General features: G+C 61.8%; 13 protein-coding genes and 1 tRNA gene. 9 read left to right on the forward strand and 5 right to left on the reverse strand.

The features are described from left to right. Positions 1 to 59: 59 nt before the first annotated feature. The 4 genes from E5X34_RS11790 to E5X34_RS11805 are packed head-to-tail and all read left to right on the forward strand — an operon-like array spanning position 60 to position 4,800. Complete coding sequence (locus tag E5X34_RS11790; RefSeq protein ID WP_292564468.1) at positions 60 to 1,637, forward strand: ABC transporter ATP-binding protein; 1,578 nt, start codon at positions 60 to 62, stop codon at positions 1,635 to 1,637. Further along, a complete protein-coding gene (locus E5X34_RS11795) occupies positions 1,634 to 2,761 on the forward strand; it encodes an ABC transporter permease (protein ID WP_127305904.1) in 1,128 nt (375 codons plus the stop codon). Before E5X34_RS11790 ends, E5X34_RS11795 begins: the two co-directional genes overlap by 4 nt. Then, complete coding sequence (locus tag E5X34_RS11800; RefSeq protein ID WP_127305903.1) at positions 2,761 to 3,681, forward strand: ABC transporter permease; 921 nt, start codon at positions 2,761 to 2,763, stop codon at positions 3,679 to 3,681. The genes E5X34_RS11795 and E5X34_RS11800 overlap by 1 nt, the downstream gene beginning before the upstream one ends. A gap of 51 nt (positions 3,682 to 3,732) precedes the next feature. Further along, positions 3,733 to 4,800 carry a BMP family ABC transporter substrate-binding protein gene (locus tag E5X34_RS11805; protein ID WP_292564473.1) on the forward strand — a complete coding sequence of 356 codons (1,068 nt, stop codon included), beginning with the start codon at positions 3,733 to 3,735 and terminating at the stop codon, positions 4,798 to 4,800. Positions 4,801 to 4,882: 82 nt separating this feature from the next. Here the strand turns inward: E5X34_RS11805 and rimO are convergent, their stop codons facing one another. The 4 genes from rimO to E5X34_RS11825 form a co-directional block, all read right to left on the reverse strand. After that, complete coding sequence (gene rimO / locus E5X34_RS11810; RefSeq protein WP_292564476.1) at positions 4,883 to 6,196, reverse strand: 30S ribosomal protein S12 methylthiotransferase RimO; 1,314 nt, start codon at positions 6,194 to 6,196, stop codon at positions 4,883 to 4,885. A 179-nt stretch (positions 6,197 to 6,375) separates the two neighbouring features. After that, the gene (locus E5X34_RS11815) at positions 6,376 to 7,062 is read right to left on the reverse strand and encodes a TerC family protein (protein WP_292564478.1); all 687 of its coding nucleotides are present in this window, start codon (positions 7,060 to 7,062) and stop codon (positions 6,376 to 6,378) included. A 267-nt stretch (positions 7,063 to 7,329) separates the two neighbouring features. Then, the gene (locus E5X34_RS11820) at positions 7,330 to 7,737 is read right to left on the reverse strand and encodes a DUF930 domain-containing protein (RefSeq protein ID WP_042642342.1); all 408 of its coding nucleotides are present in this window, start codon (positions 7,735 to 7,737) and stop codon (positions 7,330 to 7,332) included. A 264-nt stretch (positions 7,738 to 8,001) separates the two neighbouring features. Further along, complete coding sequence (locus E5X34_RS11825; RefSeq protein ID WP_292564481.1) at positions 8,002 to 8,187, reverse strand: DUF3606 domain-containing protein; 186 nt, start codon at positions 8,185 to 8,187, stop codon at positions 8,002 to 8,004. 72 nt (positions 8,188 to 8,259) lie between these two features. Here E5X34_RS11825 and E5X34_RS11830 point away from each other — a divergent pair, with 72 nt between their 5' ends. The 3 genes from E5X34_RS11830 (at position 8,260) to E5X34_RS11840 (ending at position 10,351) form a co-directional block, all read left to right on the forward strand. Next, positions 8,260 to 8,547 carry a DUF982 domain-containing protein gene (locus tag E5X34_RS11830; RefSeq protein WP_292564484.1) on the forward strand — a complete coding sequence of 96 codons (288 nt, stop codon included), beginning with the start codon at positions 8,260 to 8,262 and terminating at the stop codon, positions 8,545 to 8,547. A 24-nt stretch (positions 8,548 to 8,571) separates the two neighbouring features. Then, entirely contained in the window at positions 8,572 to 9,165 is a 594-nt protein-coding gene (locus E5X34_RS11835) for an SOS response-associated peptidase (RefSeq protein ID WP_292564487.1), read from the forward strand. A gap of 526 nt (positions 9,166 to 9,691) precedes the next feature. Next, the gene (locus E5X34_RS11840; RefSeq protein ID WP_292564490.1) at positions 9,692 to 10,351 is read left to right on the forward strand and encodes an outer membrane protein; all 660 of its coding nucleotides are present in this window, start codon (positions 9,692 to 9,694) and stop codon (positions 10,349 to 10,351) included. Between the two features lie 293 nt (positions 10,352 to 10,644). Here the strand turns inward: E5X34_RS11840 and E5X34_RS11845 are convergent. Continuing rightward, a tRNA-Ser gene (locus tag E5X34_RS11845) sits at positions 10,645 to 10,734 on the reverse strand. A 385-nt stretch (positions 10,735 to 11,119) separates the two neighbouring features. Between E5X34_RS11845 and E5X34_RS11850 the strand changes: the two genes are divergently transcribed. Both E5X34_RS11850 and E5X34_RS11855 read left to right on the forward strand, forming a co-directional pair. Further along, positions 11,120 to 12,385 (forward strand): septal ring lytic transglycosylase RlpA family protein, encoded by a 1,266-nt coding sequence (locus tag E5X34_RS11850; RefSeq protein ID WP_292564493.1) that lies wholly within the window; start codon positions 11,120 to 11,122, stop codon positions 12,383 to 12,385. Between the two features lie 116 nt (positions 12,386 to 12,501). Beyond that, a complete protein-coding gene (locus E5X34_RS11855) occupies positions 12,502 to 13,680 on the forward strand; it encodes a D-alanyl-D-alanine carboxypeptidase family protein (RefSeq protein WP_292564496.1) in 1,179 nt (392 codons plus the stop codon). Positions 13,681 to 13,721: the final 41 nt, after the last annotated feature.

A 13,721-nucleotide genomic window follows, 5' to 3' on the forward strand; every position in this document is an offset into this window, starting at 1 on the left:
ATGGGAGCCGGCCGCGCATACCATGCTTTCGGGAACACAGAACATATCCGGTAAGCCGGATGGGAGGCACTGTGAGTGCAAATCATGACAGGTCGAACCTGCTTGAGGTTCGTGGTCTTACCAAGATTTTTGGCTCGCTGACGGCGTGCGATTACATCGATCTCAACATCGCGAAGGGCGAGATCCACGCGCTGCTCGGCGAGAACGGCGCCGGCAAGTCGACGCTGGTCAAGATGCTGTTCGGCTCGCTCGAGCCGAACGCGGGCGAGATCTTCTGGGGCGGCAAGCCGGTCAAGATCACCAGTCCGGGCGTGGCGAAGAAGCTCGGCATCGGCATGGTGTTCCAGCATTTCTCGCTGTTCGAGGCGCTGACGGCGGCCGAAAACATCGCGCTTTCGCTCAATGACGGCTCGCCGATCAGCACCATCGCGGCGAAGGCGAGAGCGCTTTCCTTCAGCTATGGGCTGCCGCTCGATCCGGACTCCCTGGTCGGCGACCTCTCCGTCGGCGAACGCCAGCGCATCGAGATCATCCGCTGCCTCTTGCAGACGCCGCAGCTCATCATCCTCGACGAGCCGACCTCGGTGCTGACGCCGCAGGAAGCCGACAAGTTGTTCGAGACGCTGGAGCGGCTGCGCTCGGAGGGCAAATCGATCCTCTACATCTCGCACCGGCTGGAGGAGGTCAAACGCATCTGCGACCGCGCCACGGTGCTTCGCCACGGCAAGGTGGTCGGCCACTGCAATCCGCGCGAGGAGACGGCGGCATCGCTTGCCCGCATGATGGTCGGCAGCGAAGTCAAGGCCGTGGAGCGCGCGCCGGCCGAAGGCATCGAGACCGCGCCGGCGCTGCTGGAAATCCGTGGGCTGACGCGCAAGCCGGCGACGCCCTTCGCCATCCCGCTGAAGAACATCAATCTCACCGTGCGCGCCGGCGAAGTGATCGGCATTGCCGGCGTTGCCGGCAACGGCCAGGGCGAGTTCTTCGAATCCGTCTCCGGCGAAGTGCTACAGCAGGATGCGGGTTCGGTGCGCATCCGCGGCAAGGACGCCGGTGCGCTCTCCATCACCGGCCGGCGGCTGATGGGCGCCGCCTTTGTGCCCGAAGAACGCCTGGGGCACGGCGCCGCCCCGCGCATGAAGCTATCGGAGAACCTGCTGCTGTCCCGTCACGCCACCGACGGCAAGGCTTTCGTCGGCTCCGGCGGCATGGTCAAGAACAGCGCCGTCTATAGCGCCGCCCAGCGCATCATCACCGCCATGGACGTGCGCAAGAGCGCGCCCGATCCGGAGGCGGCCGCGCTTTCGGGGGGCAATCTGCAGAAATTCATCGTCGGCCGCGAGCTCGACCGCAAGCCGAGCGTCATGATCGTCAACCAGCCGACCTGGGGCGTGGACGCAGGCGCGGCCGCTCGCATTCGCCAGGCCCTGATCGAGCTTGCCCGCAGCGGCTCCGCCGTCCTGGTCATCAGCCAGGACCTCGACGAATTGTTCGAGCTGTCGGATGCGATCGCGGTCATGCACAACGGGCAATTGTCGGCGCCGCTGCCGATCGCCGAGGCGACTTTCGAGAAGATCGGCCTCTTGATGGGCGGCGCCGAGCCCGGCCACGCAGAACACAGCCTGGAGATCGCATGATGCGCATCGAACTGGTCAAACGTCCGCAGCGCTCGGCGCTGTTTTCGGTGCTGTCGCCGTTCATTGCCTTTGCGCTGACGATGATCGCCGGCGCCATCATGTTTGCCTTGCTCGGCGTCAATCCGCTGGATGCATTCAACATCTATTTCATCCAGCCGATCAGCGAAGTCTGGCAGTTGCACGAGCTGGCCATCAAGGCGGCGCCCCTTATCCTGATCGCGGTCGGACTGTCGGTCTGCTACAAGGCCAACATCTGGAACATCGGCGCCGAAGGCCAATTCATCTTCGGCGCAATCTTCGGGTCGATCATCCCGGTGCTGTTCCCGCAATTCGAAGGCCCGCTGGTGATCCCGCTAATGCTGTTGCTGGGCATGGTCGGCGGCGCCTTCTACGCGTCGATCCCGGCGTTTTTGAAAACGCGCTTCAGCACCAATGAGATCCTGACCAGCCTGATGCTGGTCTATGTTGCGCAGCTTTTCCTCGACTGGCTGGTGCGCGGCCCATGGCGTGACCCGCAAGGCCATGGCTTCCCGCAGACCATCCAGTTTGGCGATTCCGCGGTGCTGCCGGAGCTGATGCCCGATGCCGGCCGCGCCAATTGGGGCTTTGTCTTCGCTCTGGTCGCCGCGGTGGCGATCTGGCTGATGATGAGCCGCATGCTGAAAGGTTTCGAGGTGCGCGTGCTGGGTTCCAGCCCAAGGGCAGGGCGCTTTGCCGGCTTCGGGTTGAACCGGATGGTGTTCTTCACCTTCCTTTTGTCCGGCGCGCTGGCCGGTCTGGCCGGCATTTCGGAAGTTTCCGGCGCCATCGGCCAATTGCAGCCGGTGATCTCGCCCGGCTACGGCTTCACCGCCATCATCGTCGCCTTCCTCGGCAGGCTCAATCCGCTGGGGATCGTGGCCGCGGGCCTTGTGCTGGCGCTGACCTATCTCGGCGGCGAGGCGGTGCAGAGCGCGCTCGGCATCTCCGACAAGGTGGCGCGCGTGTTCCAGGGCATGCTTCTGTTCTTCGTGCTCGGCTGCGACACGCTCATCCACTACCGCATTCGCCTGATCGGCGTGACACTGATGAAGCCGAACGCCGCGAAGCTCGATGCAGCGCCCAAGCTCGAGGAGGCCCGCTGATGGACATCACCGTCAACATCCTTTTGACCATCGCGACCGCGGCGACGCCGCTTCTGATCGCGGCGATCGGCGAACTGGTGGTCGAACGCTCGGGCGTGCTCAATCTCGGCGTCGAAGGCATGATGATCATGGGCGCCGTCGGCGGCTTCGGCGCCGGCTACCTCACCGGGTCACCGTGGATCGGCCTGCTCGCCGCAATCATCGTCGGTGCGCTGTTTTCGCTGCTGTTCGCCGTCATGACCCTGTCGCTCGCGACCAACCAGGTGGCGACCGGCCTGTCGCTGACGCTGCTCGGCCTCGGCCTCTCCGGCATGATCGGCACCAGCTTCGTTGGCCAGCCGGGCGTGAGGCTGCCCAATCTCGATATCCCGGTGATCAGCTCGATTCCGGTCGTCGGCAAGCTGATCTTCGGCCAGGATCCGGTCTTCTACATCTCCATCGCGCTGACCGCGGCGGTCATGTGGTTCCTGTTCAGGACGCGCACGGGGCTTACGCTTCGCTCGATCGGCGACAGCCATACGTCGGCGCATGCGCTGGGCATCAAGGTCATCCGCTACCGGTACCTGGCGGTGATCTTCGGTGGCGCCTGCGCCGGGCTTGCCGGCGGGCATCTGTCGCTGGTCTACACGCCGCAATGGGTGGAGAACATGAGCGCGGGCCGCGGCTGGATCGCGCTGGCTCTGGTGGTGTTCGCGTCCTGGCGTCCGTGGCGGGTGCTGGCAGGCGCCTACATCTTCGGCGCGGTGTGGATCGGCCAGCTTCATGCACAGGCTTTTGGCATTCCTGTGCCTTCGCAGTTTCTTTCTTCACTGCCCTATCTGGCAACCATCGTGGTTCTCGTTCTAATCTCGCGCAACAAGCGGCTGACGATGATGAACACGCCGGCTTCGTTGGGGCAGCCATTCGTTCCGGATCGTTGACAACAACAAAAAGACGGGAAGCTCCAAGGCTTAACTCAGAGAGGTAACACAATGAAAAAACTGCTTATTGCATTGATGACCACGGCTGCGGCCCTGTCGCTGGCGGCGACCGCCGAGGCCGCCGGCAAGCTGAAGGCCTGCTGGGTCTATACGGGTCCGATCGGCGACTTCGGCTATTCGTATCAGCACGACCAGGGCCGGCTCGAGGTCGAGAAGGCGCTGGGCGACAAGGTCGAGACCGCGTATCTCGAAAACGTCTCGGAAGGCCCCGACGCCGACCGCGCCTTCGAGCGCCTGGCGCGCGAGAAATGCAAGATCATCTTCGGCACTTCCTTCGGCTTCATGGACGCCGAAGTGAAGGTCGCCAAGAAATTTCCCAAGGTGATGTTCGAACATGCCACCGGCTTCAAGACCGGTGCCAATCTCGGCATCTACAATGCCCGCTTCTATGAAGGCCGCTACGTGCTCGGCCAGATCGCGGCCAAGGAATCGAAGAAGGGCCTTGCCGGCTACATCGTCTCCTTCCCGATCCCGGAAGTGGTGATGGGCATCAACTCCTTCATGCTCGGCGCGCAGTCGGTCAATCCCGACTTCAAGGTGAAGATCGTGTGGGTGAACTCCTGGTTCGACCCGGGCAAGGAAGCCGACGCCGCCAAGGCGCTATTCGACCAGGGCGCCGACATCATCGTCCAGCACACCGATTCCACCGCCGCGCTGCAGGTCGCCGAGGAGCGCAAGCTGCATGGCTTCGGCCAGTCGTCGGACATGATCAAGTTCGCGCCGAACGCGCAGCTCACCTCGCTCACGGACGAATGGGGTCCCTACTATATCAGCCGTGTGCAGGCGGCCCTCGACGGCACCTGGAAGCCGGACAATGTGTGGCTCGGCATCAAGGATGGCGCCGTCAAGCTCGCGCCCTTCACCAACATGCCTGACGACGTGAAGGCTATGGCGGAGGCGACCACGAAGAAGATCGCCGGCGGCTGGAACCCCTTTACCGGACCGGTTTCCAAGCAGGACGGCTCGCCCTGGCTGAAGGACGGCGAGGTTGCCGATGACGGCACGCTGCTCGGCATGAATTTCTACGTCAAGGGCGTTGACGACAAGCTGCCGCAGTAAGCTGCACGTTGTTGATGTTAAAACTGAAAGGGCGCCGCGCGGCGCCCTTTCTCATTCGATGTGCCTTCGCTTTGGACGACGATCAGACGGCCGATCCATAAAGATCGTAAGCGTCCGCGCGATCGATCTTGACGGTGACGATATCGCCGGCGCGCAGCGGCCGCCGCGACTGGATGTGCACCGAGCCGTCGATCTCCGGCGCGTCGTATTTGGTGCGGCCTTTGCCGGATGCGCCATGCGCCTCGTCGATCAGCACCGGCAGGCGCTTGCCAACTTTCTTGGCCAACTGCGCGGCGGAAATCTTTTGCTGGCGCTGCATGAAGCGGTGCCAGCGCGCTTCCTTGATCTCCTGCGGCACCTGTTCCAACCCGAGGTCGTTGGAGCGCGCGCCCTTGACCGGCTCGTATTTGAAGCAGCCGGCGCGGTCGATCTTCGCTTCGTCCAGCCAGTCGAGCAGCATCTGGAAATCGTCTTCGGTCTCGCCGGGGAAGCCAACGATGAAGGTCGAGCGGATGGCGAGGTCGGGGCACACTTCGCGCCAGCCGCGGATGCGGTCCAGCGTCTTTTCGCCATGCGCGGGGCGGCGCATGTTCTTCAGCACCTGCGGCGAGGCGTGCTGGAAGGGGATGTCGAGATAGGGCAGGATCTTTCCTTCCGCCATCAGCGGAATGACGTCGGCGACATGCGGGTAGGGGTACACATAATGCATGCGTATCCAGATGCCGAGCTTGCCGAGCTCCTCGGCAAGGTCGAGGAATTTCGCTCGCACCTCGCGGTCGCCGAACATCGACGTCTGGTACTTGATGTCGACGCCGTAGGCGCTGGTGTCCTGCGAGATGACGAGGATTTCCTTGACGCCGGCCTTGGCGAGTTTTTCGGCTTCGCGCAGCACATCCGCCGCCGGCCGCGAGACGAGATCGCCGCGCAGCGCCGGGATGATGCAGAAGGTGCAGCGGTTGTTGCAGCCCTCGGAAATCTTCAGATAGGCGTAGTGGCGCGGGGTGAGCTTCACGCCCTGCGGCGGCAGAAGATCGACATAGGGATCGTGGCTGGGCGGAGCCGCCTCGTGCACCGCCGCCATCACGCTCTCATAGGCCTGCGGCCCGGTGATCGCCAGCACATTGGGATGCTTCTCGCGGATGACCTCCGGCTCGGCGCCGAGGCAGCCGGTGACGATGACGCGGCCGTTTTCGGAAAGGGCGGAACCGATGGCGTTGAGCGACTCGTCGCGGGCCGAATCCAGGAAGCCGCAAGTGTTGACGACGACGAGGTCGGCGCCGTCATGCTTGCGCGCGATCTCATAGCCTTCGGCGCGGAGCCGCGTGATGATGCGCTCGGAATCGACAAGCGCTTTCGGACATCCAAGACTGACGAAACTGACGCGTGGGGCGGACATAAATTTTGTTTTCCAAGAGGTGAAGGCGAGATCGAGGATTGAGCCTTTGGCTCTGAAGGTCGATCTACGGCGCGGCTTTGAGCCATTTCGCGCGGCGCAATAGCACGCTTCGGTACAGAAGCAAACCTGCCGCCGGCCAGGACAAGAGGCGTGCGTCAGACATTCGCCCCTGAAGAGCGCTAGTGACCGTCCGATCCGAACCAGGGCGCCAGGAAGGCAAAATGGTCGGGGAACTGCTGCACGGCACCGCCGAGAAGCATGTTGATCGCCACGTACAAGATGATCAGCAGGCCGATATAGGCGATCCAGCGATATCGATGCAGCAGCCGGGCGACGAAGGATGCGGCAAAACCCATCAGGGCGATCGAAAGGGCCAGCCCGATGATCAACACCGTCGGATGCTTCATGGCGGCGCCGGCGACGGCGAGCACGTTGTCGAGCGACATCGAGACATCGGCAATCACGATCTGCCAGGCGGCCTGCGAAAAGGTCTTCCGTGCTCCCTTGCCGGCGACGGATCCGTCCTTGTTGTAGTCGCTGTTCGACAGCGCTTCGGTCGCGTCGCGCTCGTCGTCATGGCTGACGCGCAATTCGCGCCACATCTTCCAGCAGACCCACAGAAGCAGAAGCCCCCCGGCGATGAGCAGCATCGGGCCGATGCTCAGCAGCCATTGCGTGATGAGGGCGAACATAATGCGCAGGACCGTGGCCGCGGCTATGCCGACAATGATGGCGCGCTTGCGCTGATCCGCGGGAAGGCCGGCCGCCGCGAGGCCGATCACAATTGCGTTGTCGCCGGCGAGCGCGAGATCGATTGCGACGACCTGGAGGAGAGCTGAAAGGCCTGCGGCAGTGAATATTTCCATAGACTAGAAATCCCTTGCCTGAAATGAACATGGCCCTTTGCCGGACGGGCCTAAAGGCATGGTCCATCGGCGTCAAGACGCAGGTTTGGCCATCGCCGGAAAACGGCGCGCCAGCGCAAGCCCTCAGTGATTTCGGGTGTTCGCCGGTCAGGCGGACGCGCGGAAACTAGAGCCGTTCACCGTTTCGCGGAAACGGCGAACCGCTCTATCCCTTTGTTTTGACGCAATTCCGGGCGGAAAACCGCTCACACTTTTCCTGGAATTGCTCTAATCGTAGAGATTGTATTTGGCCCAGTCGGATTCCGGGATCTCGTCGCCGATCTTGTAGCGGAACTGCAGCACCTGCATATGATCCGGCGCGGTCTGGCATTTGAACTTGAGCCGGTACCATTGGCCCTTGCTGCGGAAAGCGGCGCCCGAGCTCTTGATGGCATCGGCACTCATCTGCGGCGTGGCGAAGGCGTAGGCCACGACCCGGTCGGCCTTGTAGTTGCGATCGTCGTGACTGATCCGGTCGAGCACTTCGGCGTCGCATCGCTGCTCGAGGCGGGTTTCGGGATCAAGTTTCATCAGGCCGGCGCGCAACGCGTTGTCCATCGCCTTGGCCGGCAAGACTGGCGTGAGCGACGCCAGAACCATCAGGCAGAGCTTTTTCATGGGCGCGAGCAGCAGCATATTTTGTCCGAGAAATCAAATAAACGGTGTTTTACCGATGGGGCGCGGCAGGCGCGGGGGCGGTCGCCATCAAGTCAAATCGACACTCCGGGGGGTGATGGGCGATTGGCTCGTCGAGAACGGGGTCGAATCCGACACCGTTATGCTCTAGCAAGCTTACGCGGCGTTGCCGCGCTGGGGTTTTCTGGGAAGACAGCTGAAAGCCGAGGCCTTGCCAACTCCCACATCGTCAACCCTTTGGGAGGGTCAAGTTCGGAAGCCTCGTCATCCTCGAAGCTTCCTTGCCTCGCGCTCTAAGATCTTTCGATTATTGCCATGCTCTTTAATCAGATCGAGCACCTTCTCGGGGCTGATCCGGTGCTGCTTGGCGAAATAGCGGACTTCATAGTCCTCGTCGGCTGACACGCGGTCGCGGTCACCGAAATCGCGTTTGGTCCTGTCGTCTGCCATGACTGATCCTCCTAGTCAGAAGGAACAGAAATCGATTGTGATTGTTCCCATTAGCTGCCGCTAAAGGAACGGATGCCCTTCGGCGAATTGAGTCCGGTCGCGCAAGGAGGCTGTGTGCAGGATCAGCGATCCGATACGCCAGTGCGTGTCGCGCTCGGCAAATCAGGCAACACGATCTATACCGTGGATCGCGTTGCTCAGGCGGCCGATATTCTCCTCAATCGATGGCCGACGCCAACCGGAAAGAAGCACACGGCCGCCCGTAAGGCTTGCCTCAGCGTCCTCCAGGGGCTCAGGGAAGTGCAGCACGCGCGAAAAGCCTTCGTTGAGGCCGCTGCTGAGGCTGATATCCTATTGTAGCGCAATGCATTCGGATGACCTTCCATGTGCAATGATTATGAGCAGCATATCGCCTGGGCCGAATATTGCCGGATGATGGAGTCGCTGGCACTGAAGATCCCGAGCCATCAAACTGAGCTCGATCTTCCCCAAGCAGACGACATTCGCATCAACGATCCGGCGCCCATCATGCGCGCTGCCGGCGACGAGATTGAACTTGCGTCGATGACGTTTGGCTTTCCCCCGTCTGGGCCGAAGGGAGGACCGGTGTTCAACTTCCGATCGGAAGGCCGCCGGTTCGCTGACAGCAAGCGCTGTCTTGTGCCGGCATCGGCATTCTTCGAATTCACGGGCACGAAATATCCGAAAGCCAAGCATCGCTTCACGCTGAACGGCGCTCCGTTTTTGGCCATTGCCGGGCTCTGGCGAGAGGCGACAGGAAACAAGCCGCCCACCTTCACAATGCTGACAACCGATCCGGGGCCGGATGTCGCGCCGTATCACAATAGGCAGGTTGTCGTTCTTCAGCCCGAGAACTGGTCCGCGTGGCTGGATCTGTCGAAAGCCGAGAGCGATCTTTTGCGGCCGCTCCCGGCGGGATTGCTGTCGGTCAAGACAGTGCGGCCAGAGCGTGCCTGACCGATCCACCAGCTCGGCCTTACTGCCCGCGGCACTTCTGGCCAGTCCGCGCAACAAGCCCTTAAGGCTCCTCAAGCCCGAGCTGCCGGAGATCAACCCGGCAATCCTGCCTGCGAGTCGGATGCCAGCGTTGCTGTCCAACAACGATGCAGATTGCCGATAAATCGCGCTTTAGCGAACGAACTCGCAACAGCAGTGCAGCCCCGGCCAGGGCGTCCATCAGGGCGCTTACCGAAGCGATCAACACGCTAACATTGTCCTCTTTCACGCGCTTGCGCACCGTTGCGGTGATCGCAACCCTAATCCCGACCTTGAATGCTGTCCTTCGCTATTCGCCCAGTCGGAAAGTTCGTCAAGTTGTCCCTAATATTAGGGATGTTGCAACATTGCGGTCAACCGATCAGAACTGTCGAAGGAAGCGCTAAGTCACCCTGACCGGAAGCTGAATCTCAGTTTCTGTGGCAGATATAAAACTGCACATGTCAGCGCTCTCTGCTACCACAGGGTTGGTTATGGGAGATCACCTATGAAGAACCTGCTTCTTGGTTTGTCGTTGTCTCTGCTGCCATCTTCGGCATTTGCTGCCGACGCCATCGTAGAAGAAGCCACGCCGGGTTTTAGCTGGACAGGCGGGTACCTCGGCCTACAGGCAGGCTATGCTTGGGGTAATGGCAATCTTGACCAGATCGGTGGACCGGGCTTTGTCGACCCAGATCCTGACGGGTTCCTGGGAGGTGTCTACGGCGGTTACAACTATCAGATGTCCAACAACATCGTCATTGGTGCGGAACTAGATATCGTATATGCGAATGTTGATGGCAGCGGCGAAATATTCCTCGCTCCGGGTTCCCCGACGGATTTCGAGGTAACTGAAGAACTCAATTGGAGTGGGGCGGCAAGACTTCGTCTAGGATATGCCGTTGACCGCTTTCTTCCTTATATTGCGGGTGGCGTTGCGTTTGGCGATGTCAAAGTTAGAAGTAGTGAAGGCGGACCTTCGTTTGGCGATACGTTCACAGAATGGACGATAGGCGTCGGCTTGGATTATGCCATGACCGACAATCTGCTGCTGCGAGGCGAATATCGCTATACCGACTTCGGCTCAGAGTCTTTTGGAGATCCGGTCAATGCCGATGTTGATCTGAAGACCAACGAACTTCGCGTCGGCATAGCCTACAAATTCTAATCCTCAAAAGTCCTGTGAGAGCCTGTCGCAAACCGCGACGGGCTTTTTCTTTGCGCGCGCTCGGCGTGCGGAATCCTGCGTCACACGAACACGGCGAGTGAGTCCAGCATGCCAGTTGGAACAAGACTCTTCAGGCACCGAGGCAGGCAGCGTAGGGAATCTGGCTTGAACGCTCGCCCGGTTGCTTCGGTGGCCTGACGGCGAATACGCGCGCTTCCATGTCCTTGGGTGTAAGACCAAAAGCTACGGCAAGCCAAATTACCGACACTAGCTGATCGTTTTTATTATGATTTTGGCGGAGGGAGTGGGATTCGAACCCACGGTGAACTTGCGCCCACGCCGGTTTTCAAGACCGGTGCCTTAAACCGCTCGGCCATCCCTCCATCGTGATTCCACGAGGCGCCGTCTCGTTGGCCGCGAAGGCCATGTCGGTAGAACTGCGAGCCATGCTCTAGTGCCTCGCGCAAAGACCTGTCAATCACCAGGACTCAATCATAGAGTTCCAGTCGCTTCTTACCTGAGGGTTCGGCAGGCCGGTGCCCCTTCAGTCGGAGTTGATGTCGCCAAAAAACGCGGTGTGATCCGGCGCAACTGGGCTCTAGGACGCGCGGTTTGCACGTTCGCCACAATCTCGCCCTGTTGTGGCCATAATCGATTAACATCGTGATAAGCAATTCCTGTGCAAAAAGGGATTGGGGATCAAGGTGTTGGCCTGGTGGGCGACTTCTGGCTCCGTCGGGTGCAGCACGGTAGGGGACAATCGAAAACATGCAGACTCCGACGCGCCCGCGTCTTCGTCGCGCTTCTGCTTTCGCCCTGTGCGCCCTTTCGGGCCTGCTGCTGGCTGCCTGCGCCTCTCAACCCGAGCCGAAGGGGATGGTCTACAAGAAGGCCCGTCCCAAGGAATACTTTGCCGAATCCGAATATGGCGTGAAGGCAAGCCCGCGCGTCCAGTTCATGCGCCGGGGCGGCGGCCGCGACCAGCTCGGCAAGCCCTACCAGGTTCGCGGCAAGTGGTATTATCCCAAGGAAGACAAGAAGGGCTTCACCAAGGTCGGGCTGGCCTCCTGGTATGGCGATGCCTTCCACGGCCGTTTGACCGCCAATGGCGAAGTCTACGACACGGCGCAACTGACCGCGGCGCATCCGACGATGCCGCTGCCGAGCTATGCGCGGGTCACCAATCTCGATACCGGCAGTTCGGTGATCGTGCGCGTCAATGACCGAGGCCCGTATCATGAGGGCCGCATCATCGACGTCTCCGAGCGCGCAGCGCAGATGCTCGACTATGACAAGGTCGGTACCGCCAGGGTCAAAGTCGAGTATGTCGGCAGGGCGCCGCTCGACGGTAATGACGATCAGTATCTGGTGGCGTCCTACCGGCCCGGCAACAACCGACCGGATCCGTCGGACGGTTTGCCGACTGGCGTGATGGTGGCCATGAATGGCCCGTCGCCGAGCATGCCGGTCGGCGCGCCGCCGGCCGCCGTGCCGTTCCCTGGCCAGTTAACCAATTCGGGGCAGGCCTTTGCCGCGCAGCCGGGCCTGTCGGAGCAGCCGACCGTGCAGCCGGCAGCCTTCTCGGTGCAAGGCGCCGGCGATGTCGTGCTGCCCGATTTCGGACCGATCGTGCCCGAACGGCCGGATTTCGCCTTGCCGCCGAACTCGCCCTTCGCCATGGCTTCGCTGTCCTATGCGGATGAGCGGGTGAAGCGCGCCGATGTCTTTGCCGCGCTCGACGCCGGCGGCATGTCGCCGGCCGATATCCTGCAATCGTGGAAGAAATCGAACCGCCAGGAACAGGCGCCTGGATCCGACTACATCGCCGCCGGTTCCTTCGACGAAGCCGCCGAGGCCAAGCGTGTGGCCGGGGCGCTCGAGCCGTTCGGCCGGACTGAGATCCAGCGCACCGAGCTCGACGGCAATGACTGGTATGCGGTCAATGTCTATCCGGATGGGCACGGCAGCATTGACGACCTGCTCCAGGCAGCCTGGTCGCATGGCGCGCCGGACGCGCTGGTTGTGCGTAACTGATCAAATTTGCACTGCACGTTGATCCAGCCGAAAAAACCCTGCTAGCTTGGCCGCGGGGTAGTCTTGGCGCAATTCCGGGCGACTCTCCGGTTTTGCTCAGATTGGGTCGACATTTCATGCAATTGCGCATTCTTCCGCCTTTCGCCAGCCTTCTGGGATTGGTGCTGGCGCTGTTGTGCGCCGCCCCGGCGGGCGCGCAGCTGTTCGAGACCAAGGCGACGCAGGCGTTCATGATCGATGCCGACACCGGCACGGTGCTCTTCGCCAAGGACCCCGACAAGCCGATCCCACCGGCCTCGATGGCCAAGCTGATGACGATGGAGGTGGTCTTCAACGCTCTCAAGGCGAAGCGGATCACGCTCGACGACACGTTCGTCGTCAGCGAAAACGCCTGGCGCACCGGCGGCGCGCCGTCCGGGACCTCGACCATGTTCGCCAAGCTCAAATCCGAGGTCCGCGTCGAGGACCTGATCCAGGGGGTCACCGTGCAGGCCGCCAATGACGGCTGCATCGTGCTTGCCGAGGGTATGGCCGGCTCGGAAGCGAATTTCGCCGCGCAGATGACGGATCGCGCCCGCCAGCTCGGCCTGTCGAAATCGACCTTCGTCAATTCGACCGGCCTGCCTGCCGACGGCCAGCAGACGACGGTGCGCGAGCTGACGATGCTGGCGCTGCATCTGTGGCGCGACTACCCGGAGTTCTTCCACTATTACGGCCAGCCGGACTTCACCTGGAACAAGATCGCGCAGAGGAACCGCAATCCACTGATCGCCATGGGCATCGAAGCCGACGGCTTTGTCGCCGGCGCGAGCGAACAGGCGGGCTTCGGCCTGGTCGGCACCGTCAGTCACAACGGCATTCGCGTGATCGCCGCGCTCACCGGGCTGGCGAATGACCGCGAACGCTCCGAAGAGGCGCGCAAGCTGCTCGACTGGGGCTCGCGGTCCTTCCAGAAGACCGAGATCTTCGCCAAGGACGAGGTGGTCGGAGAAGCGCAGGTCTTCGGCGGCGCCAAATCCGGCCTGGCCTTGAAAGCCAAAGGCCCCGTGGACATCTTTCTGCCTATAGCCAACCGCGACAAGCTGACCGCCAGGATCGTCTATCAGGGCCCGGTGTCGGCGCCGGTCGAGGAAGGGCAACCGGTCGGTGAGCTGCGCGTTTGGATAGGCGATACGCTCAGCCAGCAGACGCCGCTCTATGCCGCCGAATCGGTGAAGGTGGGCACGCTGCCGCAGCGTGCGCTCGACGCGGCCGAGGAACTCGCTGTCGGCTGGCTGCGTCAGAAACATTTGTGATCGGGCAAGTTCGTGGACCTTTTATCGGACGGGAGCTATGA

The organism is Mesorhizobium sp. (assembly GCF_004963255.1).
Lineage (GTDB): Bacteria > Pseudomonadota > Alphaproteobacteria > Rhizobiales > Rhizobiaceae > Mesorhizobium.

Bases quoted from the DNA above. Each gene is read 5' to 3' on its own strand.
- E5X34_RS11835 (WP_292564487.1), top strand. From the start codon at position 8,572: ATGTGCAATGATTATGAGCAGCATATCGCCTGGGCCGAATATTGCCGG.
- E5X34_RS11820 (WP_042642342.1), bottom strand. From the start codon at position 7,737: ATGCTGCTGCTCGCGCCCATGAAAAAGCTCTGCCTGATGGTTCTGGCG.
- E5X34_RS11850 (WP_292564493.1), top strand. From the start codon at position 11,120: ATGCAGACTCCGACGCGCCCGCGTCTTCGTCGCGCTTCTGCTTTCGCC.
- rimO (WP_292564476.1), bottom strand. From the start codon at position 6,196: ATGTCCGCCCCACGCGTCAGTTTCGTCAGTCTTGGATGTCCGAAAGCG.
- E5X34_RS11855 (WP_292564496.1), top strand. From the start codon at position 12,502: ATGCAATTGCGCATTCTTCCGCCTTTCGCCAGCCTTCTGGGATTGGTG.
- E5X34_RS11840 (WP_292564490.1), top strand. From the start codon at position 9,692: ATGAAGAACCTGCTTCTTGGTTTGTCGTTGTCTCTGCTGCCATCTTCG.
- E5X34_RS11805 (WP_292564473.1), top strand. From the start codon at position 3,733: ATGAAAAAACTGCTTATTGCATTGATGACCACGGCTGCGGCCCTGTCG.
- E5X34_RS11815 (WP_292564478.1), bottom strand. From the start codon at position 7,062: ATGGAAATATTCACTGCCGCAGGCCTTTCAGCTCTCCTCCAGGTCGTC.
- E5X34_RS11830 (WP_292564484.1), top strand. From the start codon at position 8,260: ATGCCCTTCGGCGAATTGAGTCCGGTCGCGCAAGGAGGCTGTGTGCAG.
- E5X34_RS11800 (WP_127305903.1), top strand. From the start codon at position 2,761: ATGGACATCACCGTCAACATCCTTTTGACCATCGCGACCGCGGCGACG.
- E5X34_RS11790 (WP_292564468.1), top strand. From the start codon at position 60: ATGGGAGGCACTGTGAGTGCAAATCATGACAGGTCGAACCTGCTTGAG.
- E5X34_RS11825 (WP_292564481.1), bottom strand. From the start codon at position 8,187: ATGGCAGACGACAGGACCAAACGCGATTTCGGTGACCGCGACCGCGTG.
- E5X34_RS11795 (WP_127305904.1), top strand. From the start codon at position 1,634: ATGATGCGCATCGAACTGGTCAAACGTCCGCAGCGCTCGGCGCTGTTT.